Annotated in this window: 21 protein-coding genes, 1 tRNA gene and 1 other RNA gene; 4 read left to right on the top strand and 19 right to left on the bottom strand. The window is 68.8% G+C overall.

What is annotated here, in order from left to right; translation table 11 throughout:
* From dnaX to ffs, 8 genes are all read right to left on the bottom strand, one after another.
* A partial coding sequence (gene dnaX, locus RIN43_RS15800) for a DNA polymerase III subunit gamma/tau (RefSeq protein ID WP_309129879.1) occupies nt 1-881 on the bottom strand: 881 nt, incomplete at its 3' end.
* A 216-nt stretch (nt 882-1,097) separates the two neighbouring features.
* Entirely contained in the window at nt 1,098-3,587 is a 2,490-nt protein-coding gene (locus RIN43_RS15795; RefSeq protein ID WP_309129878.1) for a glycosyl hydrolase family 65 protein, read from the bottom strand.
* 33 nt (nt 3,588-3,620) lie between these two features.
* A complete protein-coding gene (locus tag RIN43_RS15790; RefSeq protein ID WP_375163761.1) occupies nt 3,621-4,382 on the bottom strand; it encodes an HAD family hydrolase in 762 nt (253 codons plus the stop codon).
* A 95-nt stretch (nt 4,383-4,477) separates the two neighbouring features.
* Nucleotides 4,478-5,698, bottom strand: coding sequence for an acetate kinase (locus RIN43_RS15785; protein WP_309129876.1), 1,221 nt, complete (start codon nt 5,696-5,698; stop codon nt 4,478-4,480).
* Nucleotides 5,695-7,806: a phosphate acetyltransferase gene (pta, locus tag RIN43_RS15780; protein ID WP_309129875.1), complete on the bottom strand. Its 2,112-nt coding sequence runs from the start codon at nt 7,804-7,806 to the stop codon at nt 5,695-5,697. The genes RIN43_RS15785 and pta overlap by 4 nt, the downstream gene beginning before the upstream one ends.
* 9 nt (nt 7,807-7,815) lie before the next feature.
* Complete coding sequence (locus tag RIN43_RS15775; protein WP_309129874.1) at nt 7,816-8,445, bottom strand: hypothetical protein; 630 nt, start codon at nt 8,443-8,445, stop codon at nt 7,816-7,818.
* Nucleotides 8,442-9,041 (bottom strand): rhomboid family intramembrane serine protease, encoded by a 600-nt coding sequence (locus tag RIN43_RS15770; RefSeq protein WP_309129873.1) that lies wholly within the window; start codon nt 9,039-9,041, stop codon nt 8,442-8,444. Before RIN43_RS15770 ends, RIN43_RS15775 begins: the two co-directional genes overlap by 4 nt.
* A 43-nt stretch (nt 9,042-9,084) precedes the next feature.
* An RNA gene (gene ffs / locus RIN43_RS15765) (signal recognition particle sRNA small type) lies at nt 9,085-9,181 on the bottom strand.
* A 186-nt stretch (nt 9,182-9,367) separates the two neighbouring features.
* Between ffs and RIN43_RS15760 the strand changes: the two genes are divergently transcribed.
* The 3 genes from RIN43_RS15760 to RIN43_RS15750 are packed head-to-tail and all read left to right on the top strand — an operon-like array spanning nt 9,368 to nt 13,767.
* A complete protein-coding gene (locus RIN43_RS15760) occupies nt 9,368-10,348 on the top strand; it encodes a MoxR family ATPase (protein ID WP_309129872.1) in 981 nt (326 codons plus the stop codon).
* A 16-nt stretch (nt 10,349-10,364) separates the two neighbouring features.
* Nucleotides 10,365-11,549, top strand: a complete 1,185-nt coding sequence (locus RIN43_RS15755; RefSeq protein WP_309129871.1) for a DUF58 domain-containing protein — start codon at nt 10,365-10,367, stop codon at nt 11,547-11,549.
* Nucleotides 11,542-13,767: a DUF3488 and transglutaminase-like domain-containing protein gene (locus RIN43_RS15750; RefSeq protein ID WP_309129870.1), complete on the top strand. Its 2,226-nt coding sequence runs from the start codon at nt 11,542-11,544 to the stop codon at nt 13,765-13,767. Before RIN43_RS15755 ends, RIN43_RS15750 begins: the two co-directional genes overlap by 8 nt.
* Nucleotides 13,768-13,791: 24 nt before the next feature.
* Here RIN43_RS15750 and RIN43_RS15745 read toward each other — a convergent pair whose 3' ends face one another.
* The 9 genes from RIN43_RS15745 to RIN43_RS15705 all read right to left on the bottom strand — a co-directional run bounded on the left by RIN43_RS15745 (nt 13,792) and on the right by RIN43_RS15705 (nt 24,302).
* Nucleotides 13,792-14,682 (bottom strand): rhodanese-related sulfurtransferase, encoded by an 891-nt coding sequence (locus tag RIN43_RS15745; protein ID WP_309129869.1) that lies wholly within the window; start codon nt 14,680-14,682, stop codon nt 13,792-13,794.
* 67 nt (nt 14,683-14,749) lie between these two features.
* Nucleotides 14,750-14,837: transfer RNA gene (locus RIN43_RS15740), tRNA-Ser, on the bottom strand.
* 49 nt (nt 14,838-14,886) lie between these two features.
* Entirely contained in the window at nt 14,887-16,131 is a 1,245-nt protein-coding gene (locus RIN43_RS15735; RefSeq protein ID WP_309129868.1) for a GNAT family N-acetyltransferase, read from the bottom strand.
* Nucleotides 16,132-16,198: 67 nt separating this feature from the next.
* Nucleotides 16,199-17,515, bottom strand: a complete 1,317-nt coding sequence (locus RIN43_RS15730) for a multidrug effflux MFS transporter (RefSeq protein WP_375163763.1) — start codon at nt 17,513-17,515, stop codon at nt 16,199-16,201.
* A 267-nt stretch (nt 17,516-17,782) separates the two neighbouring features.
* Nucleotides 17,783-18,940, bottom strand: a complete 1,158-nt coding sequence (locus tag RIN43_RS15725) for a cystathionine gamma-synthase (protein ID WP_309129867.1) — start codon at nt 18,938-18,940, stop codon at nt 17,783-17,785.
* Between the two features lie 106 nt (nt 18,941-19,046).
* The gene (locus RIN43_RS15720) at nt 19,047-20,441 is read right to left on the bottom strand and encodes a cystathionine beta-synthase (protein WP_309129866.1); all 1,395 of its coding nucleotides are present in this window, start codon (nt 20,439-20,441) and stop codon (nt 19,047-19,049) included.
* A gap of 76 nt (nt 20,442-20,517) precedes the next feature.
* Nucleotides 20,518-21,486, bottom strand: a complete 969-nt coding sequence (locus RIN43_RS15715) for a carbohydrate ABC transporter permease (protein ID WP_309129865.1) — start codon at nt 21,484-21,486, stop codon at nt 20,518-20,520.
* Nucleotides 21,486-22,829, bottom strand: a complete 1,344-nt coding sequence (locus RIN43_RS15710) for a sugar ABC transporter permease (protein ID WP_309129864.1) — start codon at nt 22,827-22,829, stop codon at nt 21,486-21,488. Before RIN43_RS15710 ends, RIN43_RS15715 begins: the two co-directional genes overlap by 1 nt.
* Before the next feature lie 144 nt (nt 22,830-22,973).
* Nucleotides 22,974-24,302 carry an extracellular solute-binding protein gene (locus RIN43_RS15705; RefSeq protein ID WP_309129863.1) on the bottom strand — a complete coding sequence of 443 codons (1,329 nt, stop codon included), beginning with the start codon at nt 24,300-24,302 and terminating at the stop codon, nt 22,974-22,976.
* 255 nt (nt 24,303-24,557) lie between these two features.
* On the opposite strand from RIN43_RS15705, the gene RIN43_RS15700 reads away from it, so the two are divergent.
* Nucleotides 24,558-25,562, top strand: a complete 1,005-nt coding sequence (locus tag RIN43_RS15700) for a LacI family DNA-binding transcriptional regulator (protein WP_309129862.1) — start codon at nt 24,558-24,560, stop codon at nt 25,560-25,562.
* A 100-nt stretch (nt 25,563-25,662) separates the two neighbouring features.
* Here RIN43_RS15700 and rplL read toward each other — a convergent pair whose 3' ends face one another.
* Together rplL and rplJ are read right to left on the bottom strand one after the other, a co-directional pair.
* Nucleotides 25,663-26,046 (bottom strand): 50S ribosomal protein L7/L12, encoded by a 384-nt coding sequence (gene rplL, locus RIN43_RS15695; RefSeq protein ID WP_309129861.1) that lies wholly within the window; start codon nt 26,044-26,046, stop codon nt 25,663-25,665.
* Between the two features lie 51 nt (nt 26,047-26,097).
* Nucleotides 26,098-26,520, bottom strand: a 423-nt coding sequence (gene rplJ / locus RIN43_RS15690) for a 50S ribosomal protein L10 (protein WP_309129860.1), incomplete at its 5' end; no start/stop codon positions are given.

The raw sequence follows: 26,520 nt of genomic DNA, 5'->3' as shown, positions 1-26,520 counted from the left end.
AGGTCGCGCATCCGCTCGAGGAGGTCGTCGACGAAGCGCCGCGGATCCTGCCCGGTCTGCACGACACGGTCGACCGCAGGGAACGCCGCAGCGGCGTCGCCGGCCGCGAGCGCGTCGACGATCTCGTCGAGCAGTTCGGCGTGCGTGTAGCCCAGCAGCGCGACGGCTCGGGCGTAGGTGACCTGCCCGGCCTCGGAGCCGGCGATCAGCTGGTCGAGCAGCGAAAGGGTGTCACGCGGTGACCCGCCGCCGGCACGCACGACCAGTGGCAGCACTCCCTGGTCGACCTGCACCCCCTCTTCGCCGCACAGCTTCTCGACGTACTCGAGCATGGCGGCGGGCGGGACCAGGCGGAACGGGTAGTGATGGGTGCGAGATCGGATCGTGCCGAGCACCTTCTCGGGCTCGGTGGTGGCGAAGATGAACTTGACGTGCGCCGGCGGCTCCTCGACGAGCTTCAGCAAGGCGTTGAACCCCTGCGGGGTCACCATGTGCGCCTCATCGAGGATGAAGATCTTGAAGCGGTCGCGGCTCGGGGCGAACGTCGCCCGCTCACGCAGATCGCGGGCGTCGTCGACGCCGTTGTGGCTCGCGGCGTCGATCTCGACGACATCCAGCGAGCCGCCCCCCGCACGCGACAGTTCGACGCAGCTCGGGCACACGCCGCACGGTGTGTCCGTCGGGCCCTCTGCGCAGTTCAGGCAACGCGCCAGAATGCGCGCCGACGTGGTCTTGCCGCATCCGCGCGGACCGGAGAACAGGTACGCGTGTCCGACGCGATCGCCCCGCAGCGCCGTCATCAGCGGATCGGTCACCTGGGACTGCCCGATCATCTCCCCGAAGGTCTCGGGCCGGTAGCGGCGGTACAGGGCTGTGGTCACCGGTCCAGCCTACGGCGTGGCGCGGACATCGCGCCCCGGCGCGAAGCATCCGTTCGCCGGCCTCCGCGCACGATCCGAGCCCACCGCCACCTCCCGCGCGAAGTCGCGAAGGATGCATCCCGCTTCGAAGGATGCTCCGAGGCGAAGCGTCCTTCGAAACGGCTTCATCCTTCGAAGCGACGCCCGTGCCGCGCCACGAAGAGCGGGCGTGTGGGATCAGTCCTCGATCGCGATCACGGGGATGGCCGATGTCGTCACCGGGATGGTGGGCGACATGAGCGTGCCGTCGTCGCGACGAGCATCCGCGAACTGGCGCAGCGTCGGTCGACCGGGGCGCACGGGGCCCTGACCCGCCAGCGTCACCACCGCGGGCTCGCCGACCGCGGCCGTGTGAGCGGCACCGCGCACGCTGAACTCGACCGGGGCGCCGGAGCGCACCTCGACACGCAGCGCATTGCGCGTCACGGTGACCTGCAGCGACGACCCCTGCCACTGCAGCGGGTAGGCGAGTTCCGGCCAGTCCTGCGGCAGACGGGGGTCGAAGCTCAGCCTGCCGTCGTGATCGCGCATGCCCCCGAAGCCGCTCACCAGCGCGGTCCACACGCCACCCGCCGAAGCCACGTGCACGCCGTCGGAGGCGTTGTGGTGCAGGTCGCCGAGGTCGACGAAGATCGCCTGTTCGAAGTACTCCTGCGCCAGGTCCTGGTAGCCGACCTCGGCGGCCATGATCGACTGCACCACGGCCGACAGGGTGGAGTCGCCCGTGGTCAGCGGGTCGTAGTAGTCGAAATCGGCGAGCTTCTGCTCTGCGGTGAAATTGTTGCCCTGCAGGAACAGCGCAAGCACCACATCCGCCTGCTTGAGCACCTGGAACCGGTAGATCACCAGGGGGTGGAAGTGCAGCAGCAGGGGCCGCTGCTCACGCGGCGTGCCCTCGAGGTCCCAGACCTCGCGCTCGAGGAACATCGCGTCCTGCGGGTGGATGCCGAGGCCCTCGCTGAAGGGGATGTGCATCGCCTCGGCAGCGCGCTCCCACGCGTCCGGCTCACCGGCATCGAGCCCCGTCCGCTCGACGAGAGCCGTGTACGCGTCAGGAGCATCCCGCTCCATCTCGCGCACGACCCGGGCGGCGAAGCGCAGGTTGAACCGCGCCATCACGTTCGTGAACAGGTTGTCGTTGACGACGGTGGTGTACTCATCCGGCCCTGTCACGCCGTGGATGTGGAACGTCGAATCGCCGTTCGTGCCACGCCAGAAGCCCAGCGTCGCCCAGAGCCGCGCGGTCTCCACCGCGATGTCGGCCCCCTCGCGGCAGAGGAAGTCCACATCGCCGGTCGCGCGCACGTACTTGCCCAGCGCGAAGCTCACGTCGGCGTTGATGTGGTACTGCGCGGTGCCGGCCGCGTAGTACGCCGACGCCTCCTCGCCATTGATGGTGCGCCAGGGGAACAGTGCACCGGCCTCGTTCAGCTGCGCCGCGCGACGGCGCGCGGCAGGCAGCATGAGCACGCGTGCGCGCAGAGCGTTCTTCGCCCACTGCGGGGACGTGTACGTGAGGAACGGCAGCACGTAGATCTCGGTGTCCCAGAAGTAATGGCCGCTGTATCCGGAGCCGGAGAGCCCCTTGGCCGGCACTCCGACGCCATCGGCGCGTGCCGCCGCCTGGGCCAGCTGGAACAGACACCAGCGGGTCGCCTGCTGCAGGTCGTCGTGCCCTGCGATGCGGACGTCGGAGCGATCCCAGAACTCCGAGAGCCACTCCGCCTGGCGACGGAACAGCGCATCGACGCCCTCCATCGCAGCGCGGTCGAGCGAACGTCGGCAGCGGTCGACCAGCTCACGTGCCGGCACCCCGCGGGAGCTGTGGTAGCTGACGATCTTGCTGACGTGCACCGGCACACCGGCCTTCGCCTGCACACGGAAGACGTTCTTCGCGATGTCGGGCTCGATCAGCGTGCGGACGCTGTAGTCGTTCTCGGTCTCGATGATGTGGTCGGCGACCACGGCGACCGTCATGCCCGAATCGTTCACGCGGTACGACAGGGCCGAGCGCAGGCCGTCCTGCCAGTACTCCTCCGGCTGCAGCACGCGCTCGGTGATCTTCTCCGCCTTGCGCGGGTCGAACCCGGCCTTGCTCTTCGACGATCGTCCCATCGGGTTGCCCGCATAGATGCCCGCACCGTCCTGACGGTTCAGCAGCTGGCAGCTGATGGTCACGGGGGCGTCGGCGTTCTCGACCGTCACGTCCAGCCGGAGCACGGCCAGGTGGCGCTCGTCGAAGCTGACGATGCGCTCGTCGTGCAGTCGCACCCGCTTGCCGGACGGAGTCTCCCAGACGACGGTGCGCTCGAGCACGCCGGTTCGCATGTCGAGCACTCGGGAGTACTCGTGCACCTCGGCCTCGTCGAACGACAGCGGCTCATCGTCGATGTACACGCGCATCACCTTGGCGTCCGGCGCGTTGACGATCGTCTGACCGACCTCCGCGAACCCGTACGCCTGCTCGGCGTGCCGGATGGGCCACGTCTCGTGCAGACCGTTGATGAAGGTGCCGTGCTCGTGGGCACCGCGACCCTCGAGGTGGTTGCCGCGCAGGCCCAGGTAGCCGTTCGCGACGGTGAAGAGCGTCTCGGAAACGCCCTCCTGGTCGTAGCGGGTCTCAACCAGACGCCAAGGGTCTACGGGGTAGCGGTCGCGATCGATCATGCGTTCTCCGGGGCGAGAGAGGGGGTCAGGGTGTCAGCGCGCGGCGTCGGCCAGCAGATGCGCAAGATCATCGACGATACCGGTCGCGCCGGCCGCGCGCAGCACGTCGGGCCCGGCGCCGCGATCGACGCCGACGACCGAGCCGTAGCCGGCAGACGCGGCGGACGCGACTCCGGCGACGGCATCCTCGACGGCGACGGCGGCGGCCGGCTCCACGCCGAGCATCCTGGCGCCCTCGAGGAACATGTCGGGCGCGGGCTTGGAGGCGAGGTGCCCGCGCTCGGCGACGACTCCGTCGACGACGATGCGGAAGAAGTCGCGGATGCCGGCGCTCGCAAGCACCTCCTCGGCGTTCTTCGAGCTCGAGACAACGCCCATCGGCACCCCTGCATCCCGCAGGCTGCGCAGCAGCGCGAGCGATCCGGGATACGGCGCGATGCCCTCGCTGCGCAGCGCGGTGGCGAACGCGGCGTTCTTGCGGTTGCCGATACCGCAGATCGTCTCCGCCTCGGGCGGATCGGACACCTCTCCCCAGGGGATCTCGACGTTGCGGCTGCGCAGCAGGCTGGCCACACCGTCGTATCGCTTCTTGCCGTCGACGTAGGCGAAGTAGTCGGCGTCGGTGTACGGCGGTTCGATCCCCCAGCGGGCGAAGACCTGATCGAACACCTTCTGCCAGGCGCGCATGTGCACTTCCGCCGTGGGCGTGAGCACGCCGTCGAGGTCGAAAAGCACTCCCGCGGCGCGGTGCAGGTCGGGCAGGGTGTCAGGCACGAGGCCTCCAGAGGTACGCATCAGGTGTCGATCCGGCGCCACGATGGGCTCGCAGACCAGCGTAACGAGAAAGCAGTCACCACGTACCGGCAATCCGCCGGTGCCGCGGCGATCTGTCAGACCACGCTCAGGGTCTGCCTCGCGATCTCGAGTTCCTCATCGGTGGGCACCACGAGCACGTCGACCGAGGAGTCGTCGGCCGAGATCCGCCTCGTGCCGCCGCGTTCGGCGTTCCTGGCGGCATCCACTCGCACCCCCATGAATCCGAGCGTGGCGAGGGCGTCGGCGCGCACAGCGGCGGCGTTCTCGCCGACGCCGGCGGTGAAGGAGATCACATCGACGCCGCCGAGCTGAGCGATGTAGGCGCCGGCGTAGGCCCGCAGCCGGTGCACGTACACGTCGTACGCCAGGGTCGCCGCCTCGTCTCCGGCGTCCCGGCCGGCGAGGATGTCGCGCATATCGTTGCTGCCGCCGAGCCCGAGCAGGCCGCTGCGCTTGTTGAGCAGCGAGTCCAGTCCATCGGTGTCCAGGCCGGCTCTCCTGGCGAGGTGCAGCTGCACGGCAGGGTCGATATCTCCGGATCGCGTTCCCATCACGAGCCCCTCGAGTGGGGTGAACCCCATCGAGGTCTCCACGGAGCGGCCGCCGTCGATCGCGGTGACCGACGCGCCGTTGCCCAGATGGAAGACGATCTGCCGCAGGCTCTCGAGTGGCCTGCCGACGAACCGCGCCGCGGCTTCGCTGACGTACTTGTGACTCGTTCCATGGAATCCGTACCGGCGGATGCGGTGGTCACGAGCGAGGCCGGCGTCGATCGCATAGGTGTGCGCCGCCGCCGGGAGGGTCTGGTGGAACGCCGTGTCGAAGACCGCCACGTGCGGCACGTCCGCGAACGCCGCCTTCGCGGCTCGGATGCCGGCCAGGTTCGCGGGGTTGTGCAGTGGCGCGAGCACCGAGAGCTCGTCGATGTTGATCTCCACCAGCGGAGTGATCGGCGTCGGTTCGAAGAAGCGCGCCCCGCCGTGCACGACACGATGCCCGACCGCGACCGGCGGATGCTCCGCGAGATCCGGCCCGTGCGCGGCGAACTGCTGCAGCATCACGTCGAACGCCGCCCCGTGATCGCGTATCGCCCGCTCCTCCGAGTGGCGGGCCGCGAGCATCGCGGGTGCCGCCTCCCCCGGCCCCGCCACGACGCGCGCGGTGTGGCCGACGACGCCGGACGGCTGGCCGATCCGTTCGATAAGGCCACTCGCCAGCTCGGCTTCGCGCTCCACGTCGACCAGGCTGTACTTCAGAGACGACGATCCGCTGTTGATCACCAGCACGACGCTCATCGGAGCTCCTGCGCCTGGATCGCGGTGATCGCGACGGTGTTGACGATGTCGTCGACGAGGGCACCGCGCGAGAGGTCGTTGATCGGCTTGTTCAGCCCCTGCAGCACCGGGCCGATGGCCACGGCGCCCGCCGATCGCTGCACCGCCTTGTAGGTGTTGTTGCCGGTGTTCAGATCCGGGAAGACGAACACCGTCGCCCTTCCCGCCACCGCCGAGTCGGGCAGCTTCGCCTTGGCGACGGCCGCGTCCGCCGCCGCGTCGTACTGGATCGGGCCCTCGACCGGCAGCTGCGGCATCCGCTCGCGCACCAGCCGAGTGGCGTCGCGGACCTTGTCGACCTCGGCACCGGTGCCGGACTCGCCCGTCGAGTACGACAGCATCGCGACCCTCGGCTCGATGCCGAACTGCCGGGCCGTCTCGGCGGAGGAGATGGCGATGTCGGCCAGCTGCACGCTGGTCGGGTCGGGGATCACCGCGCAGTCGCCGTAGACGAGTACTCGGTCTGCGAGCGCCATCAGGAACACACTCGACACGACCTCGACGCCGGGCCTGGTCTTGATGATCTCGAACGACGGCCGGATGGTGTGCGCCGTGGTGTGCGCGGCTCCCGAGACCATGCCGTCGGCGAGACCGAGGTGCACCATCATGGTGCCGAAGTACGACACATCGGTGACGGTGTCGGCCGCGCGCTGCAGAGTGACGCCCTTGTGCGCTCGAAGTCGCGCGTACTCCGCCGCGAACCGCTCGACCAGTTCGGGGTCGTTCGGGCTGACGATCTGCGCGGCCGAGATGTCGAGGCCCAGCGAGGCCGCCCTGGCGCGGATCGCATCCTCGTCTCCGAGGATGGTCAGCTCCGCGACCTCGCGGGCGAGCAGGATCGATGCCGCGCGCAGGATGCGGTCGTCGTCGCCCTCCGGCAGCACGATGCGCTTGCGATCGGCCCGGGCCCGCGCGATGAGCCCGTACTCGAACATGAGCGGGGTGACGACTGTCGACTCTGCCAGGCCCAGCTCGATGGACAGCTCGGTGATGTCGACGTGGGTCTGGAACAGGGCGAGCGCACGCTCGTAGCGCTGCACCGACTCGACGCTCACGCGACCGCGGGTGTTCATGATGCGGGTGGCGGTGTCGAACGTGCCCAGGTCTGTGGCGACGATGGGGATGCCGATGGTGAACCCCTCGAGCAGCTGCTCGATCGGCTCAGGCAGCGCGAACGGGCCGTTCAGCACGATGCCGGCGATCTGCGGGAACGTGCCGGATGTGGCCGCCAGCAGGGCGGCGAGCAGCACCTCGGTGCGGTCCGCCGCGATGATCACGACAGCGCCCTCGGTGATGCGGGGCAGCACGTTGACCATCGACATTCCCGAGATGACGACGTCGAACGCCTCACGGTCGAGCAGTGCGGCGTCGCCTTTGAGCAGCCGCCCGTCGACCGCGTCGAGAATGCCGCGCATCGACGGAGCGACGAGAAGACGCTCCTCGGGGATCGCCCAGACGGGGGTGCGCCGCTGCTGCATCCCCTCGACGTTCTCCACCGTGGCCTGCAGGGCGTCGGGGTCGGCGCGGTTGACGACGACGGCGAACAGCTCGGCTCGCTCCTCGGCGAGCTCGGCGAGGGCGAGCGACGCCATCTGGGCGATCTGCTCAGGTGTGCGCGCCGTGGTGGTGCCGAGCTGCTCGGCCTGGCGCTGCTGATCCCGCCCGGAGAGCACGAGCATCACCGGAGCGCCGAGGTTGGCTGCGATGCGGGCGTTGTAGCCGAGCTCGGCGGGGCTTGCGACGTCGGTGTAGTCCGTTCCGATGACCACGACTGCGTCGCACTGCGCCTCGACGGCCTTGAAGCGTGCGACGATCTCGGCGAGAGCGCGCTCAGGATCGCGGCGCACGTCGTCGTACGTGACGCCGACGCAGGCCTCGTAGTCGAGGTGCACGCCGTCGTGCGCCAGCATCAGCTCGAGAACGTGGTCCCGCTCTTCGGTCGAGCGTGTGATCGGCCGGAACACCCCGACGCGCGGCGAGACGCGCATCAGCGCATCGAGCACGCCCAGGGCGATGGTCGACTTGCCCGTGTGCCCTTCGGCGGAGGTGATGTAGATGCTGCGAGCCACGGCTTCAGCCTATGCCGGGCAGGATCCCGACAGGGCTTCGACCACCGCGATCGCGTCGTCCTGGAACGGCGCGTAGTGCTCGCTGTCCGAGTTGATCTGCACCCGGTGGATCGCATGCGAAGGCGGAAGATCCTGCCACCCCGGGATCGTACGCAGCCGCGCGAAGAATCGCGCCGCCGCCGTAGCCGGATCCATGCGCTCTTCGACCGTGCCCCACCACTCCTGCTGCTGGAACAGCCCGATGCTGGTGGTGCGGCTGCCGTCGGGGTTGGTGACGCCCGACGTCTCCCAGTCGCCGAAGTCGATGTTGCGCAACGAGCTCTCGCCCATCGCGGCCATCACGCCGAGCACCTGCGCGTCGCGTTCGAGATCCATGCCGTCTGCGGTGCGCACGATGATCGCGGCGTTCTCCAGCTGCTCTCCGCGCCAGCCGTGCACCCCCAGCGCGGGGAATTCCTGCGGCTGTTCGACGCAGTACTCCTCCCCTCGGGCTGTGACGAGCCCGAGGATGAGCAGCAACACGGATGCGGCGAGCGCGACGGCCGCGGTGACCCACGTGGCCCGCAGCATCCGTCTACGCGCCCGCCGCCGTGCCGCGACACGGCGCGCGTTCGATGCCCGCCTGCGGCGATCGCTCACGGGGAACGCCTGCTCCCTCGCCCTCCGGCGAGCGCGGCGAGCCCTCCGCCGATCGCACCGAACAGGTGCGCCTGCCAGGAGACGCCCGAGGCCGCCGCGAAGATGCCGGCCAGCATGGTCGCGCCGTAGAGCACGATGACGATCAGCGCGATGGCTGCGTAGGCGATCCGGTGCGGGATCCTGCCGGGTGCGAACACGCGCAGCACGACGTAGCCGAAGTATCCGAACACGAGCACGGATGCCCCGACGGTGAGCGTGCCTGGAAGGTTGAGCAGCCAGGTGCCCGCCCCGCCGACCAGCGCGGCCACCGCCGTGACGGCCCAGAAGCGGCCTGCCCCTTCGACGGCCACGAGGCAGCCCAGCACGAGCAGCGGCACGGAATTGGCGATCAGATGCGGCCAGTTCGCATGCAGCAGCGGACCGAGCACGATACCTCCGAGGCTGCCGAGATCCCACGAGCGCAGCCCGAAGCCGGTGAACGATGCGGGCAGCACGACGTCCGCGAGCTGGATCGCCCACATGATCGCGAGCAGCAGGACGGGCGCGAGGAACCTCGCAAAGGAGGCGGGACGCCGGGAGTCTGCAGGACTGGTCACGTCACGATCCTGACAGGCCTGGTTCGGAACAGGCCGGGAGAAGAGAAAAGACCCTCCGCGCACCCGACAGAGCCCGGTTACCCTTGCTGCGTTTCCGCCCTGGGGGAATTGGCCTGGATGTCGTCACGCGGAGAGCCGTCGTCCAGTCTACCCGACGCGGCGGCGCGGGCGGTTCCGTGCCGGATGCGGGGCACAGGATCGCACTGCCCGACGGCAGGTGGGAGCTGCCCGATGATCGAACGCACACCTCGTGGCTCAGGCGGCCGTCCACCCGCGTCGCGCGGGTTACGATCATCAGACGCACTGTCGCGCACGAGAGGCTCCGCATGTACGAGAACCCACAGTCGATCACCGCCGAGCAGTTCGCCGCGCACACCACGCGCATCATCGACTCGATCTCGTCCGTCATCGACGGCAAGCCGGATGCCGTGCGCAGTGCGCTGATCTGCCTGCTCGCCGAGGGGCACCTGCTCATCGAGGACGTGCCGGGCGTGGGTAAGACCATGCTCGCCAGGGCGCTGGCGGCGACGGTCGATGCCACGGTGCGCCGCATCCAGTTCACCCCCGATCTGCTCCCCGGCGACATCACGGGCGTGGCCGTCTATGACCCGGTGGCACGCGAGTTCGAGTTCAAGCGCGGAGCCGTGTTCGCGCACATCGTGATCGCCGACGAGATCAACCGTGCGTCGCCGAAGACCCAGTCGTCACTGCTCGAAGCGATGGAGGAGCACCAGGTCACCGTCGACGGTGCCTCGCACGCGCTGCCTGACCCGTTCCTGGTGGTGGCGACCCAGAATCCGCTCGAGATGGAGGGCACCTACCCCCTTCCCGAGGCACAGCGCGACAGGTTCATGATGCGCATCTCAATGGGCTATCCGGATGCCGCTGCCGAGACGATGATGCTGCGCCAGCGCGAGACCGTGAATCCCCTGTCCGCCGTCGCAGCGGTCGCGGACGACTCCATCGTGCGGCAGCTGATCGCGTGGGCCCGGCGCGTGCATGTCGCCGAGTCGATCGAGGAGTATGCCGTCGCCCTCGCCCAGGCCACCCGCATGGACCCGAGTCTTCACCTGGGCGCGAGCCCGCGCGCCACCCTGCAGCTCGTGCGCGCCGCGAAGGTGAACGCCGCACTCGACGGTCGGGACTTCGTGGTGCCCGACGACCTGACCGACCTCATCATCCCGGTGTTCGCCCACCGCCTGCTGGCGGCGAGAGGTGTGCACAGGGCCGGCGCGCAGCCCGTCGAGGCAGCGCTGAACCAGATCATCGCCAGGGTGCCGGTGCCGTTCGCCGGCGTCCGCGTGTGAGAGGCCGGCCGCGAAGATGAACCGCAGGTCGCTGACGGCCAGGGGCGCGGCGTGCCTGATCGCGGGCATCCTGCTCGTCGTCGCGGCGAACGTGGTGTCGGCGCGGCCGCTGCTGTACGTGGGTGTCCTGCTGATCGCCCTGCCGTTGCTGGCGGCTCTGAGCGTGTTCGCCCCACGGCGCAGCGGCCAGGTGACTCGGGTGATATCGACCGATCTGCTCGCCGTCGGCGAGATCTCGAGGGTGAGTATGCGCGTGGATCTGCGCTCGGTCGGCCGCCCCAGCGGCACCTGGCGCGACACACTGCCGCGTGCGGTGAGTGGAGACGCACAGGGTGAGTACCCGGGTGACTCCGGGACGCTGCGATACGACGTGGAAGGCGTGCGGCGGGGCATCTCGACTCTGGGCCCGCTGGTGCTGCGCACGGTCGACGGCTTCGGCCTTGCGCAGCGCGAGCAGGCATTCGGCGACACCCGCACGATCACGGTCGTGCCCCAGGTGATCGCGCTCCCGCCGCTTCCTACGAAGGTGGGCGCCGCCGGTGGCACGGCCCAGACCCGCTCCAGCCGACTTGGCCAGGGGGCGGACAACCTGATCCCCCGCCCGTACATGTCGGGCGACTCCCGCCGCCGCATCCACTGGCGTGCCACCGCGCACCGCGGGGATCTGATGGTGCGGCAGGAAGAGGAGGAGGCCAGTCCCGACGCCGTCGTCGTGCTCGACCGCGCGGCGGCCCGATGGGGTCGACCAGGCGACGAACCCGATCCGGCTTTCGAGGCGGCGGTGTCGCTGTGCGCGTCGGCCGCGCTCCGATTCGTGCAGGACGGTTACAGTGTCGACGTGGTCGACAGCGCGGGCAGTCTGCTCGGCGCGCTGAGAGGACACGAGGACGACCGCGACGGCCTCATGGTGGCCCTCGCCACGGTGCTGCCCCGCGGAGAGGCGCGTGACCTGCGTACGGTCGTCGGCGGCAATCCCCCCGGACCCCTGGTGTTCATCACGGGTCGCATCGATGCGGCGGATGCCGCCAGGCTGAGCACCGCGGGCGCCGCGGCGCCCATGCTGCTGGCGACGGAGCCGGAGGCGGATGCGCTGGCGGTCGCCGCGGTGCACGGCTGGAGCACGGCCTCGGTCGATCCGATGGGCGACCTCTCCGAGGCATGGTCGGATGCGCTTCCCGTCGCGAAGGCAGCACATGTCTGAGACTCGGCCGGTGCAGGAGGCGCCTTCTCGGCCCATGGCGCACCCGGTCGTCGTCGGGTTGCTCGCAGCGGCGGTCACGCTCGTGGAACTCTGGCCCTACACCGGGGTGATCACGCCGGGGCTGTGGGGATTCGTCGCCGTGGTCGTGGTGATGGTCGTCGCCGGCAGCGGCATGCTCGCGCGAGCAGCGCTTCGAGGAGCACCACGCGGCGTCCGCCAGCCGGCGGCGCTGGTCGCGCAGTTGGTCGCCGCCACCATCGCGTGCACGCTGTTGCTCGCCGGTGAGACGACGGTGTTCGGAATCCTCCCCACGGAGACGACGGTGCGGTTGATCGGCGCGCGCCTGTCTCAGAGCATCACGGAGATCGTGACAGGAACGGCCCCTGTGGCCGCTTCCCTGCCGCTGGCGACGATGGTGGGGCTGGCGTTCGCGGTCGTCGCGATCCTGATCGATCAGCTCCTCGCACTGCGCCAGGTGGTCCTGACCGTCGTGCTCGCCACGGTGGTAGGCGTGATGCCGATGATCATCTCATTCGGCGCGGTGAACTTCGCCTGGTTCCTGATGCATGCCGTCACCGTGCTGCTGCTGTTCCGGCATGCCGCCCGTCACGATCGCCGTGCGCCACGCGAGTCGTCGTACGTCGCGGCGGCGAGCGTGGGGGCGGCCGCGATCGTCGCGGCCCTGGTGATCGCGCCAGGTCTGCCCGTGATGGCGACGCTGCCGGGCACCGGCCCCGCCCTCACCGTGAACGCGGACCTGCGGCTGGGGGCGGACCTGCGACGGCCCCAGAACGTCGAGGTGATGACCCTGGTGACAACGGCTGCGCAGCCGCCGTACCTGAGAGTCGCGAGCCTCTCGCGCTTCGACGGAGAGGTGTGGCGGCCGGACCGCGGTCCACGTCAGCCCATCGACGACGGCTTCGGCCCCGACGACTGGGGCAACGGTATCGAGGTCGTCGAGCACGAGGTCTCCATTCGGGTGACGGGAGTGTCGAGCGTGCGCCTGCCCGTTCCGTACGCGGCCGAACGGATCGACGGTGCGCGCGACGGCTGGGAGGCGATGCCGGTGAATCGCACCGTCGTCAGCCGCACGCAGGACGCCGTCGGTGAGGACTACACGGTCACTACGAACACCGTCGTGCCGACGCTGGAGCAGATCCGCGCCAGTTCGGCCACGGGAGGCGGGCTGGACGCCGAGCAGGCTGAGGACCTGCCTCCGATCATCGCCGAGACCGCACGCGCGGTGACAGCGGATGCCTTCTCGGACTACGACCGGTTGATCGCACTGCAGGACTGGTTCCGCGCCGAGTTCAGCTACTCGCTCGAGGCACCGGTCGAGGAGGGCTTCGACGGCACGGGGGCGGATGCCGTCGAGACGTTCCTTCAGCAGCGCACCGGCTACTGCATCCACTTCGCCGGCGCCTTCGCACTCATGGCGCAGACGCTCGACATGCCCGTGCGGATCATCGTCGGTTATCTTCCCGGTTCGGCGACGGATGAGAAGCGCGGTGACGACACGGTCTACTCCGTCACGAGCGATCAGCTGCACGCCTGGCCTGAGGTCTTCTTCGAGGGCATCGGCTGGGTGCCGTTCGAGCCGACCGCCACCCTGGGCGTGCCGACCGAGTTCGTGGCCGGCGAGAGCGAGGGTGGATCGGGCGAGGCGCCGGAGGCTCCCACCCCGACCACGGGTCCGACCACCAGCCCCACCGATGAGGCGACCGACCTCGAGGATCCCCGCGCGGATGAGCTCGGCGGTGGTGGCGGCGCGCTGCGGACCCTCGATCCCACCCCGGTGATGTTCACCGTGCTCGGCTTCGTCATCGTCGTACTGCTGCCCGCCCTGGTGCGCGTGCTGCTTCGTGCGGTGCGGCTCGCCCGTGCGCGGTCGGGTGATGCGATGGCTGCCTGGCGGGAGCTGACAGCCACCATGGCCGACCTGGGTCTGCCGACCCCGGATGCGCAGACGGCGCGGATGCGAGCCGCCGAGCTGGCGGACGACCGAGGCGCACCTGAAGATGCGCTGTCGGTGCTGGTGCACGCGGTGGAGCGTGCCAGCTACGCCACAACGGCATCCGCGGCATCCGCGGCATCGACCACCACGGGCGACCTCAGCCGGGCGCTGCGCCAGGTGACGCACCGTCTGGCCGCGAGCGTCGACGCGCACCGGAGGATCGCCGCGCGATTGCTGCCGAGGTCGCTCTTCCGGCGGAATTAGGAGACGCCGCGACGACGCGGCGCGTCAGGCGGCGTGCTCCTCGCACGGCGCCGCAGCGCACCCCTCACAGACCACGAGTTGACGACGGCAGGACGGCTCCGGGCAGTTCGCGGTGCGATTGGTGGCGCCCCCGCATCCCACGCACCGCCCGAGCACCGCGGTGTGGTCGGAGAAGTCGACCGACCCACGCTTGTCGAACACGTAGAGGGAGCCTTCCCAGAGCCCGTCATCGCCGAACGTCTCGCCGTACCGGACGATCCCGCCCTCGAGCTGGTACACCTCGCCGAACCCGCGTGCCACCATGAGGCTCGACAGCACCTCGCAGCGGATGCCACCGGTGCAGTACGTGACCACTGGCTTGCCCTTGAGGTCGTCGTACCGTCCCTCGTCGAGCAGACGCACGAAGTCGCGCGTCGTCTCGGTATCGGGCACGATCGCGCCTCGGAAACGGCCGATCTCGGCCTCGAGGGCGTTGCGCCCGTCGAAGAACACCACCTCGTCACCGCGCTCGGCCACCAGCTCATGCAGCTGTTCGGGGCTCAGCCGTGCTCCCCCGCCGATGACGCCGCGCTCATCGACGGCGAGCTCGCCGGGCGCACCGAAGGACACGATCTCGTCGCGCACCTTCACGCTCAGCTTCGGGAAGTCGACGCTGTAGCCGTCTGCGTCGACGCCGGTGCCCTCGCTCCACTTGACGTCGGCGTTCTTGAAGGCCGGGTAGTCGCGGAACCTTCTCAGCCACTTCTTCATCGCGGGAAGATCGCCGCCGAGCGTGCCGTTGATACCGTGCTCGGAGATCAGGATGCGCCCACGCAGCTTCAGGGCCTCGCCCAAGTCACGCTGCCAGAGCCGGATCGCCTCAGGGTCGGCGAGCGGCGCGAACGCGTAGAACAGCACGATCTTCGGGGTGGGCACCAGGACTCCTCCGTGCGGACGGGTGAACCCCGAAAGGGCCCCGCGAACGCGGAGCCCTTTCGAAGTCTGGCGGTGACGGAGGGATTCGAACCCTCGGTTGCTTGCACAACACACGCTTTCCAAGCGTGCTCCTTCGGCCGCTCGGACACGTCACCAAGGAACAACCTGTCCATCCTATCCGATCCGCCAACCGGCGACGGACCGTCAGCCGTCGAACCGAACCCCGTACATCGTCGTGTCCGGATCCGATTCGAGGCGGTGCATGCCGATCCGCTCGTAGAACGCTCCGGCGCCGGCGTTCTCCGGGTTCATTCCCAGATGGAGTCCTGGCACGCCGCGGCGGCGCAGCTCGGCGAAGAGCGTCTCGATGAGTTGCCGGCCGAGACCCTGGCCCTGCGTCTCGGGCAGCAGGTCGATGTGCAGGTGCGCGGGGTACTCCGCCGCGTGCGGCTCGCGCCCCGGCGCCCGCCGGCTCGCGTATCCGATCATCTTGTCCTGACGGGTGGGTTCGGCCTCGCCCGACAGCGGGTAGCGGTCGGACACGCGGGGCCACCATTCGTCGCGGAACCACTGCTCGAAGGCGTCCGTGTCGTCGGTCGAGACGATGTAGCCGATCGTCCTGCCGTCGGACGATTCGACCACCCACGCGAGATCGGGATGCCTCTCGACGTAGGGCACCGCGAAGATGTCGCCCCACAGCCGGTCGTCCGTGAAGATCCCGGTCGCGTCTCCCCCGGCGGCCGCCGTCTTGACGCAGACCTCGTACATGGCATCACGATCGGACGGGCGGTAGGGACGGATGCTCGACACGGGTGGCTCCTGGGTTGCGGCAGACGGACGCCCCAAGCCTAGTGACGCCCAGGTGCCGAAGGCCGCCCCGACCAGCAGCGCTGCGGACGTGCCGACGAGCATCCCGCCCCCGGTGTCCGTGATCCAGTGCACGCTCAGCACGGTCCGCGACAGCGCCATGGCGACTGTCCAGATCACGCCGATGATCGCCACTCCCCGCCGGGGGAAGACGAGCCACAGGACGACGGCGATCGTCGCTGCGTTCGCGGTATGCCCGGAAGGGAATGAACCGAAATCCGACGCGACGAGCATGTCGTCGGGCCTGGCACGGCCGAAGATCTCCTTGATCAGCTGCACGAGGGCCGCGCTCACCAGGAACGCCGCGGCCGTGTACACGGCGGCCTGCCAGCGGCGCATGAGCAGCAGCACGACCACGATCAGCCCCGGAACCAGGAGGATCGCCATCCAGCCGCCGCCGATCCTGTTGAGCACGAGCGCGAGGGTCAGCATCCACGGCTGCCGCACCTCCGCCATCAGCCGGTTCCAGGCCACGTCGAATCCGTTCGTCGCCTCGCCCGGCAGCACGACGACGAGCACTCCCAGCAGGAGGGCGGCGATGAGCAGCGCTCCTCCGACGGTCAGCATCCGCGAGCGGGTCATCGTCCCATTCTGCATGCCGTCCCGTGGCCGTCCGCTCAGCGTCCGCCCGGACGATCCACGTCGGGGCTCATGGCGTGAGCATGCCGACCGACCTCGGGCGCACGATCAGCCACAGCGCCAGGATCGCGACGACGGCGCATCCGGCCATGACCGACGACATCGTCGTCGCGGTGATGCCGGAGCCTGCCGAGATCAAGCCCACGACGGGCGAGATCACCGCGGCGATGCCATTGTTGCTCGCACCGAGGATGGAAGCGGCCGTACCCGCCGCCTTGCCGTGCCGGTCGAGTGCGAGCACCTGCACGCATGGGAACGTGAAGCCGCAGGCGGTCATGAAGATCCACAGCGGCACCACCGTTCCCCAGAAGCCGAGGCCCAGTTGATCGCACACGATGATGGCTGCGCCGGCGACCAGCAGCATCCCCGTCGAGAACGCGAGCACCCACTGCGGGCCGAATCTGATGGCGAGGCGTGAGGAGATCTGTACGCCTCCCACCACGCCGAGGGAGTTCGCCGCGAAGAGCAGGCCGTACGCCTGCGGATCCAGTCCGTGGGTCTGCTGGAAGAGGAACGGCGAGGCCGACAGATACGAGAACAGCCCTGAGAAGGTCATGCCTCCGATGATCAGCACGCCGAGGAAGACGCGATCGGTGAGCACGCTGCGGTAGCGCTGCAGCACTGTGCTCGTCCCGCGCTCCTGACGCCGGGCCTTCGGCAGCGTCTCGGGGATGAGCACCGACGCCGCGACGAGCATGACCATGCCGTACGCGGCGAGCACGACGAAGATGCCGCGCCAGGGCATGACGATCAGGAGCGCCGATCCGATCAGAGGCGCCACAACCGGCGCGACGCCGGAGACCAGCGCCAGTCGGGAGAGCATGACAACCAGCCGGCGCCCGCCGAACAGGTCGCGCACGATCGCCATCGCGACCACGCCGCCGGCTGCCGCGCCGACGCCCATGACGACACGTGCCGCGCCCAGCAGGAGGAGGTCGGGGGCGACGGCGGCCGCCACACTGGCCAGCACGTGCAGCGCCGTGACGGCGATGAGCGGCACGCGCCGGCCCACCTTGTCGCTGAGCGGGCCGACGACGAGCTGGCCGAGCGCGAAGCCGATCATGGTGCCAGTGAGGGTGAGCTGGATCATCGCGGCGGACGTCGCGAAGTCCGTCTCCAGCTGCGGGAACGCCGGCAGGTAGAGGTCGATCGTGAACGGTCCCAGCGCGGTGAGCGCCCCGAGCAGGATGATGTACAGCACCCGCCGCCCCGCGCTGATCGCGTCACCGGGGTGCAGAACGATCGGTGCGGTGGCCGGGTTCGAGCCAAGGGTGCGGATGGCACCGGTGGAAGTGGAGGTGCGGATGGCGCCGGTTATGGCGCGGATGCTGCCGGTGGGGGTGCGTTCGTCAGTCACAGAGCGCTTTCACGAGGGGACGGATGCCGCGCCGAATCGTTTCGACACGGGAAGAATCCCTCCATGCTACTCCCGTGCCGTCCCGCCACCCCGAGCCACGATCTTCACCGGACGCCACGAAATTCACCGCCGACCACGAAGTTCGCGCGAAACAACGTGGTCAGGCGCGAACTTCGTGGTTCCGCGCGTCGCCGGATCGGCCACGGTGGATGCGTGGATGTCGGGATGCGAGCGGGTTCAGGATGCGGCGATGCGGGCGAGACCGTCCTCGAGGTCGGCGATCAGATCGGAGACGTCCTCGATGCCGACCGACAGGCGCACCACGTTCTCCGGCACGGCCAGGGCGGTGCCCCGGACCGACGCGTGCGTCATCTCGGGCGGGTAGCCGATCAGCGACTCGACACCGCCCAGCGACTCGGCGAGCTGGAAGAGCGTGGTCGCCTCGGCCAACGCGCGCGCGGCTTCCGGTCCCGCTGCGAGACCCAGTGACAGCATCCCGCCGAAGCCGCTCATCTGGCGAGCGGCGATGTCGTGGCCGGGGTGGGTCGCCAGTCCGGGATAGAAGACGGTCTCGAACTCTGGGCGCCCCGCGGCCCACTCCGCGATCGCCTGCGCGTTCTCGCTGTGCTGGCGCACCCGCACCGCGAGGGTCTTGATACCCCGTGTGGTGAGCCAGGCGTCGAGCGGGGCGGAGACGGCGCCGACCGCGAACTGCTGGAAGCCGACGGCCTCGGCGAAGCGATCGTCACCGAGAACGACCGCGCCGCCGAGCACGTCGGAATGCCCGCCGAGGTACTTGGTGGTGGAGTGCACGACGATGTCGGCGCCCAACGACAGCGGCTGCTGCAGCGCCGGCGAGGCGAAGGTGTTGTCGACGACGAGCACGGCGCCCGCAGAGTGGGCGATCTCGGCGACTGCCGCGATGTCGACGATCTTCAGCAGCGGATTGCTAGGCGTCTCCAGCCAGACGATCTTCGTCTCGGGCCGCAGAGCAGCGCGCACGGCATCGGCGTCCTGCAGTTCGACCGTGCTGGTCTCGATGCCCCAGGGCGCGAGAACCTTGGTGAGCAGGCGGTAGGTGCCCCCATAGACGTCGTTGCCGAGGACGACGTGGTCACCGGGACGGAGGATGCCGCGCAGCAGAGCGTCTTCGGCGGCGAGGCCCGACGAGAACGACAGCGCAGAGGCGCCGCCTTCGAGCGCCGCGAGCTGCGTCTCGAGCGAGGAGCGCGTCGGATTGCCCGCGCGGTTGTACTCGTAGCCGCCCCGGAAACCGCCGATGCCGTCCTGCACGTGCGTGGAGGACTGGTAGATCGGCGGGATGATCGCGCCCGTGACGGGATCAGGGGCCTGACCCGCGTGGATGGCTCGGGTGGCGAATGCGCGGTCGGTCATGGCGCTCCTCTGCGGTGGATCGGGCCGGGTCTCGGCGGTCGTGGTCCTCTCACGCTACGCCCCGGTCTCACGGCGTCCGCCATCCTGTTACGTCCGGAGTCCGTGCTCAGCGCGCCAGGTAGGCCAAGAGGTCCTGACGGGTGAGGACCGTGTGCGGACGACCGTCGACGGTGACCAGCAGCGCGTCGGCCTCGGCGAACGCGGCGCTGACCTGCGCGATCGGCGCGTGGATGCCGATGAGCGGCAGCCGCTCCCCCACGTGCGTGCCGACCGGATCGGTCGGCTTCGCCTCGCCGCGGAACAGCAGGTCGAGCAACCCCTTCTCATCGACGGTGCCGACAACCTCGCCCATCATCACCGGCGGCTCGGCGCTGAGCACCACGAGTTGCGAGACCGCGTACTCCGACATGATGCCGATCGCCTCGAGCACGGTCTCGGCAGGATGCGTGTGCACCAGCGCCGGGATCGCCGGCCCAGTGGCCTGCTTCTGGCGGATGACCCTGTCACGGGCGTCGAGCACGTCGGCGACCGTCTCGCTCTCCTCCACCTCGGAGAAGCCGTAGGAGCGCATCCACGAGTCGTTGAAGATCTTGCCCAGATAGCCGCGGCCGCCGTCCGGCAGCAGCACGACCATCACCGCGTCCGCCGGAAGGTCGCGCGCGACGCGGAGCGCCCCGACGACGGCCATCCCGCTGGATCCGCCCACGAGGATCCCCTCCTCCCTCGCGAGCCTCCTCGTCATCGCGAAGGCCTCCGCGTCGTCGACCGCGACGATCTCGTGCGGCACCTGCGGGTCGTATGCACCCGGCCAGATGTCCTCGCCGACGCCCTCGACGAGATACGGCCTGCCGGTGCCCCCTGAGTACACGCTGCCCTCGGGGTCCACCCCGATCACCCGCACGCGGTCATCCGACACCTCTCGCAGGAAACGCCCGGTGCCGCTGATCGTGCCACCCGTGCCGACACCCGCGACGAAGTGCGTCAGCCGTCCGTCGGTGTCGCGCCAGATCTCGGGCCCCGTCGTCTCGTAGTGGCTGCGCGGACCGTTCGGATTCTCATACTGGTTGGGCTTGAAGGCCCCGGGGATCTCTCGGGCGAGACGGTCGCTGACGCTGTAATACGACTCGGGACTGTCGGCCGGCACCGCGGTCGGTGTGACGACCACCTCGGCACCGTAGGCGCGCAGCACATCGATCTTGTCCTGACCGACCTTGTCGGGCACCACGAACACGCAGCGATAGCCCCGCTGCTGCGCGACGAGGGCGAGCCCCACGCCGGTGTTGCCGCTGGTTGGCTCGACGATCGTGCCGCCGGGCCGCAGATCGCCCGATGCCTCCGCGGCGTCGATGATGCGCGTCGCGATGCGGTCCTTCGCCGAGCCACCAGGGTTCAGGTACTCGAGTTTGACGAGGACGGTGCAGGCGATGCCATCGGTGACCCGGTTGAGCCTGACCAACGGGGTGTCCCCGACGAGTTCGACGATGTTCTCGGCGTATCGCATGGATTCAGGCTAGACGCGCGGATGCCGGATGCGGTGTGTGTTTCCGCATCCGGCATCCGTTCCCCTCCGGGGTTCGTCAGCCCTTCGTCGCGCCGGCCAGCAGGCCGCGCACGAAGAAGCGCTGCAGGGCGAAGAACACGATCAGCGGGACGATGATCGAGATGAATGTTCCCGCCGACTGCAGGAACCAGCGGTTGCCCCACGTGCCCGACAGCGAGTTCAGCGCCTGGGTGATCGGCAATGCCCCCGGCGAGGCGAAGATCGTCGCCACGAGCAGGTCGTTCCACACCCAGAGGAACTGGAAGATCGCGAAGGACGCGATCGCAGGCATCGCCAGCGGCAGGATGATGCGGAAGAACACCTGCCCGTGCCCTGCCCCGTCCACGCGAGCGGCTTCGACGATGTCGCCGGGGATCTCCGAGATGAAGTTGTGCAGCATGAACGTCGCCAGCGGCAGGGCGAAGATCGCGTGCGCGATCCACACCCGCGCGAAGCTGAACTCCACGTCGTTCAGGGTCAGCCCGGGGAACACCTGCACGTCGCCGATGGCGAGACCGCTCGAGAACAGGCTCAGCAGCGGCACCAGCGCCATCTGCAGCGGGACGATCTGCAGGGCGAAGACGAACACGAACAGCATGTTCCGGCCCTTGAAATCGATCCACGCGAAGGCATACGCGGCGAGCGAGGCGATGACGATCGGGAACACCGTCGCCGGAATCGTGATCGCGAGCGAGTTCACGAACGCGGTGGCCAGCGTGGTCGAGGTGCCACCCGCGGTGAGCGCCTCCATGTAGTTCTCGAGGGTGAACTGCGGATCGGTGAAAACGGTCCACCATCCGGTCGACTGGGTGTCGGCGCCGGGGCGGAACGACGTGACGAACAGCCCGAACGTCGGGATCGTCCAGAAGACCGCGATGATGACGGCCGCGATGGTCGCACCCTTCGAGGTGAGCTTCTTGTGAGCGATCGCCTCGTTGCGGCGCGTGTCGCGAGCGACCTGCCGCTTGGTGCGGTTGTCGGTGATGACGGCTTCGGTGGCGCTCATCAGCGGATCTCCCTCTGCTTGGCCAGCGATCGGGCGTTGTAGATGATCAGTGGCAGCACGAACAGGAACAGCACTACAGCCAGCGCCGAGGAGTGTCCGTAACTCTGGAAGCGCTGCTGCTGGTTGACCATCTCGAAGCCGAGCACCGAGGTCTCGTCGCGTCCGCCGGTCATCACGGCCACGATGTCGTACACCTTCAGCGACGCGATCGTGATGGTGGTGAGCACCACGATCAACGACGATCGGATGCCGGGCACGGTCACGTTCGTGAACCGCTGCCATGCGTTGGTGCCGTCGAGCTCCGCCGCTTCGAGCTGCTCCGCCGGTACCGCCTTGATCGCCGCCGACAGGATCACCATCGCGAAGCCGGTCTGGGTCCAGATGAACACGATCAACAGCATCAGCGTGTTGATGATCGGCTTGACCGCCAGCCAGTTCACCGGGTCTCCGCCGAACATCGTGACGAGTGCGTTGAGCAGGCCGAGCTGGTCACCCTGCCGGTAGTCGTACATGAACTTCCAGATGATGCCGGCGCCGACGAACGAGATCGCGACGGGCATGAACACCAGCACCTTGAGGATCTTCTCGCCCCGCGCTCTGTCGATGAACACGGCGTACGCGAGCCCGAACGCGACCGAGATGGTCGGTGCGAGCAGCGCCCAGATCAGGGTGTTGATGACGGACGACGTGCCGACCGGATTGGTGAAGACCCAGATGTAGTTCTCGAACCCGACGAAGTCCGTTCCGGTCTTGTCGAAGAACGACTTGAAGAAGGTCGAGATGGCCGGGTAGATCAGACCCAGCAGCAGCATGATCGCGGCGGGCGCCATGAACAGCACGAGTTGGAAGAGGTAGCCGGCCCCCTGCCGCGATCGGTAGTCGGCGAAGAAGAGCAGCCCGCCGACGAGGAGCGCGATTCCGACGACGTACAGCACGGCGTTGGAGTAGGGGCGCAGCAGCATGAACGCCAGCACAGGGATCACCAGGCAGGCCACGAGCCGCATGATGAAGTACCCGCGACCAGGTCGTGGCGCGAATTCGATGAGCACGAGCACGATCCCGACGACCACGCCGAAGACCAGCAGCACAGCCGGGATCTGCGCGAGCGGATGCAGTCCGCCCAGCCACAGGAAGAAGGTGTTCAGCGACACCGGCCCCAGCGCGATGCGCGCAGGGTCCTCGACGGGAGTCGAGAAGATGAGCAGGAACAGCAGGGCGGCGACAGCGACGAAGCCGACGATCACGACGATGCGGGTGATCGCCCGCCCCTTCGGGTCGGCACCGTGCGTCGTCTGTGGCAGCTCGTGTGTCTGCTGCTGTTCGTCGACGGAGAGTAGTGACATGGGTTCCCCTTCTGAGTGCGGCTCCGGACTCAGCCGATCCAGGTGGGCCGTCATGACGGCCCCTCGTTGATGCGGGTGCGGGGCCGGACCGTGAGGCCCGGCCCCGCACCTGTCAGCGGGTAGCGCTCAGACTAGCGCCGCCGGTCAGTTCTCGTAACCGGCCTGGATGTCGCTCAGCACCTGATCGGTCGCCTTGCCGTCGATCCAGTCGACCATGCCCTTCCAGAACGAGCCCGATCCCACCGTGGACGGCATGAGGTCGGAGGCGTCGAAGCGGAAGACGGTGGCGTCGTCCTGCATGATCGCCATGGCCTCCTGCAGGAACTCGCTGCTGGCGAGGCTCGCGTCGGCGTTCTTGTTCGCGGAGATCACTCCACCCAGCTCGACGCGAGCGTCGGCGAACTCGGGGGATGCCATGAACTCGAGCACCTGCACGGTGGCCTCGTCGTCGTTGAACGCCGCGACGAACTCGCCGCCGCCCTCGACCTGGAGCTCGCCCTCGGTCGTGCCCGGCATGATGAACGCGTACACGTCGCCGTCGGGCGCGACCTCGGGGGTCTCGCCGTCGGCGTTCTTCACGTCGAGGAAGTTGGCCGAGAGGAACGACGCCTGGTGCGTTAGTGCGCAGCTGCCATCGGCGACCTTGGCCGCGACGTCGGCGAACGCCGTGGAGTTGATGCTCTTCACTCCGCCGAACCCGGCGTTGACGTAGTTCTCGTCGAGAAGGATGGTGCCGACCGCGTCGAACGCCTCCTTGATCTCGGGGTCGGTGAACTTCACGTCGCCTGCGATCCAGTCGTCGTAGACGTCAGGGCCGGAGAGCCGCAGCACCATGTCCTCGATCCAGTCCGTGCCCGGCCATCCCGATGCGGCATCCGAGGCGAAGCCGGCGCACCACGGCGCCTCCCCCGTCTTCTCGCGGATGGTGTCGGTGAGCGTGAGCATCTCATCCCAGGTCTTGGGGACCTCGACGCCCCACTCCTCGAAGCTCGCCGGCGAGTACCAGACGTAGCCCTTGAGGTTCGCGAGCATCGGGGCGGCGTAGAACGTGTCGTCGAAGGTGCCGTAGCTCTTCCAGTCCTCGGACCAGTTCTCGTCGACGGCCGATTCGACGCTCTCCGGCGCGGGCTGCACCTCGCCGGTGTCGACCAGCGTCTTCAGCAGACCGGGCTGCGGGACGATCGCGATATCCGGTGCGTCACCACCGGTGACCTTCGTGACGATGTTGCCCTCGAAGCTCTTGTCGCCCGTGTACTCGACGTTGATGCCGGTCTCCTCCTCGAAGGCCTCGAACGACTTGTTCAGGTCGTCGGCCTCGATGCCGGTGATGCCTCCGGAGATGCGGACGGTCGCGCCTTCGCCGCCGTTGCCGCCTCCGCCCGGTTCGGCCTCCGCGCAGCCGGTCAGGACGAGCGCAGTCGCTCCGACCAGTGCGAGGGGAGCCAGCAGGCGGTATCGCTGTGACAGAGCCATGTGTTTTCTCCTCTTCGGGTGTTCCGTTCCTCCCCGCACCCGAATTCCGCGCGCGTTGAGGAACCGATTCCAGGCCAACCTACTTGGCCGACCGGTCCCGACACAATGCTCCGCGCGGACTTTGGAGCAACCGTTGCCCAGACGTGATCGGGTTTTGTGGGAGCGCTCCCAAGCAACCTTGAATGGAACCGGTTCCCTTCGTGGACGAATGCAGATACGCTGAGCCACGACCACCCGCTCCCGAACGGAACATCCATGACGACGATCGCCGATGTCGCCGCGCGCGCCGGCGTCTCGAAGGCGACCGCGAGCCGCGCGCTCAGCGGGGGCGGGTACGTGTCGGCCGAGACTCGCGAGCGCGTGCGGGCCGCCGCGCGAGAGCTCGCCTATGTCGCCCATTCCTCGGCGACCAGCCTCGCCACCGGTCGCAGCTTCTCCGTCGGTGTGATCATGCCCGAGCTCGATCGGTGGTTCTTCGCCGAGCTGCTCGGCGGCATCCAGGACGGACTGTTCGGGTCGGGATACGACCTCGTGCTGTACGGCATCCAGGAGGGCTCGGCGGAGCGCAGGCGGCTCTTCGAAGAGGTGCTCCCCCGGCGACGGCTCGACGGGATCATCGCGGTCGGCATCCAGCCGAGTGCACAGGAGCTGAGCCGCCTCGTGCAGGTGGGCTCGCCCCTCGTCACGATCGGCGCCTACGGCGCCGATGCCGATGCTGTCTCGATCGATGACGCGGCTGCCACGCGGATCGCCACCGAGCACCTGATCGACCTGGGACATCGCGACATCGCGTTCCTCGGCGCGAGGCCTGATGCCGCCACCCACGCGTATGGAGACGAGCGGCGCATCGAGGGCTACCGCGCCGCGATGCTGGCGGCGGGGCTGGAGTCGCGGATCCGCCACGCCCCGGGGGCGCCGACGATGCCGGGCGGGTACGAGGCGGGAGTGCGGATGCTCGGCGACAGACAGAATCGTCCGACCGCGTTCGTCGCGGTGTGCGACGAGGCCGCGATCGGCGGAATCATCGCGACCCGCCGGCTCGGGCTCTCCGTGCCGGCCGAGATCAGCGTCGTCGGCGTGGACGACCACGCGCACGCCGAGATGTTCTCGCTGACGACGGTGCGGCAGCATCCGCGCGCGCAGGGCTCGATCGCCGTCGGACTGCTGCAGCGCCGCATGAGCGACCCCGGCGCCGAGTCGGAGCGCATCGTCATGCCATCGGAGCTCGTCGTGCGCTCGTCGACCGCTGCGCCCCGCTGAGAACCGCCCCGCTGAGAACGGCGCACCTGCGCTCGAGACGCCGGTGACGCACGAAGGCCCCGGGCGGACCCGGGGCCTTCGCACAACGCGTGAAGCGTGATTACTTGAGGGTGACCGTAGCGCCGGCCTCTTCCAGAGCGGCCTTCGCCTTCTCGGCGGTCTCCTTGTTCGCGCCCTCGAGGACGGCCTTCGGAGCGCCGTCGACGACAGCCTTGGCCTCGCCGAGGCCCAGCGAGGTGAGCTCGCGGACGGTCTTGATGACCTGGATCTTCTTGTCGCCGGCAGCCTCGAGGATGACGTCGAACGAGTCCTTCTCCTCCTCGGCAGCGGCCTCGCCGGCACCGCCGGCAGCGCCTGCGACGGCGACGGGGGCAGCAGCGGTGACCTCGAACTTCTCCTCGAACGCCTTCACGAACTCGCTGAGCTCGACAAGGGTCAGGCCAGCGAACTGCTCGAGCAGCTCCTCAGTGGTGAGCTTCGCCATGATGTATCTCCTAGATAAAGGTTTGGTTTGTGTGGGGAAATCGCTGGTCGCTCACGCGGCCTCGGCGGTCTCCAGCTTTTCGCGAAGCGCGTCGATCGTGGCCGCGGCCTTGCCCATCGTCGCCTTCATCATGCCCGCCGCCTTCGCCAGCAGAACCTCACGGCTCTCGAGCGAGGCGTACTTGTTGACCTCGTCGGCGGTGAGGGTGTTGCCCTCGAACACGCCGCCCTTGATCACGAGAAGCGGGTTGGCCTTGGCGAAGTCACGCAGAGCCTTTGCGGTGGCGACGAAGTCACCGTGCACGAACGCGACGGCCGACGGACCCTTCAGGTCGTCGTCCAGCGTCGAGATCCCCGCGTTGTTGGCGGCGATCTTGGTCAGCGTGTTCTTCACCACGGCGTACTCAGCGTCCTGACGGATGCTGTTGCGCAGCTCCTTGAGCTGGGCAACCGTCAGACCGCGGTACTCGGTCAG

The sequence above is a fragment of the Microbacterium sp. genome, assembly GCF_031178445.1.
Classification (GTDB): domain Bacteria; phylum Actinomycetota; class Actinomycetes; order Actinomycetales; family Microbacteriaceae; genus Microbacterium.
The sequence above is the reverse complement of the archived record's forward strand: the minus strand, read 5'-3'. Positions and strand labels throughout refer to the sequence as shown.

Coding starts and splice junctions, on each gene's coding strand:
- RIN43_RS15795 (WP_309129878.1), bottom strand. CDS start 3,587: ATGATCGATCGCGACCGCTACCCCGTAGACCCTTGGCGTCTGGTTGAG.
- RIN43_RS15790 (WP_375163761.1), bottom strand. CDS start 4,382: ATGCGTACCTCTGGAGGCCTCGTGCCTGACACCCTGCCCGACCTGCAC.
- RIN43_RS15785 (WP_309129876.1), bottom strand. CDS start 5,698: ATGAGCGTCGTGCTGGTGATCAACAGCGGATCGTCGTCTCTGAAGTAC.
- RIN43_RS15760 (WP_309129872.1), top strand. CDS start 9,368: ATGTACGAGAACCCACAGTCGATCACCGCCGAGCAGTTCGCCGCGCAC.
- RIN43_RS15755 (WP_309129871.1), top strand. CDS start 10,365: ATGAACCGCAGGTCGCTGACGGCCAGGGGCGCGGCGTGCCTGATCGCG.
- RIN43_RS15750 (WP_309129870.1), top strand. CDS start 11,542: ATGTCTGAGACTCGGCCGGTGCAGGAGGCGCCTTCTCGGCCCATGGCG.
- RIN43_RS15735 (WP_309129868.1), bottom strand. CDS start 16,131: ATGACCCGCTCGCGGATGCTGACCGTCGGAGGAGCGCTGCTCATCGCC.
- RIN43_RS15725 (WP_309129867.1), bottom strand. CDS start 18,940: ATGACCGACCGCGCATTCGCCACCCGAGCCATCCACGCGGGTCAGGCC.
- RIN43_RS15720 (WP_309129866.1), bottom strand. CDS start 20,441: ATGCGATACGCCGAGAACATCGTCGAACTCGTCGGGGACACCCCGTTG.
- RIN43_RS15715 (WP_309129865.1), bottom strand. CDS start 21,486: ATGAGCGCCACCGAAGCCGTCATCACCGACAACCGCACCAAGCGGCAG.
- RIN43_RS15710 (WP_309129864.1), bottom strand. CDS start 22,829: ATGTCACTACTCTCCGTCGACGAACAGCAGCAGACACACGAGCTGCCA.
- RIN43_RS15705 (WP_309129863.1), bottom strand. CDS start 24,302: ATGGCTCTGTCACAGCGATACCGCCTGCTGGCTCCCCTCGCACTGGTC.
- RIN43_RS15700 (WP_309129862.1), top strand. CDS start 24,558: ATGACGACGATCGCCGATGTCGCCGCGCGCGCCGGCGTCTCGAAGGCG.
- rplL (WP_309129861.1), bottom strand. CDS start 26,046: ATGGCGAAGCTCACCACTGAGGAGCTGCTCGAGCAGTTCGCTGGCCTG.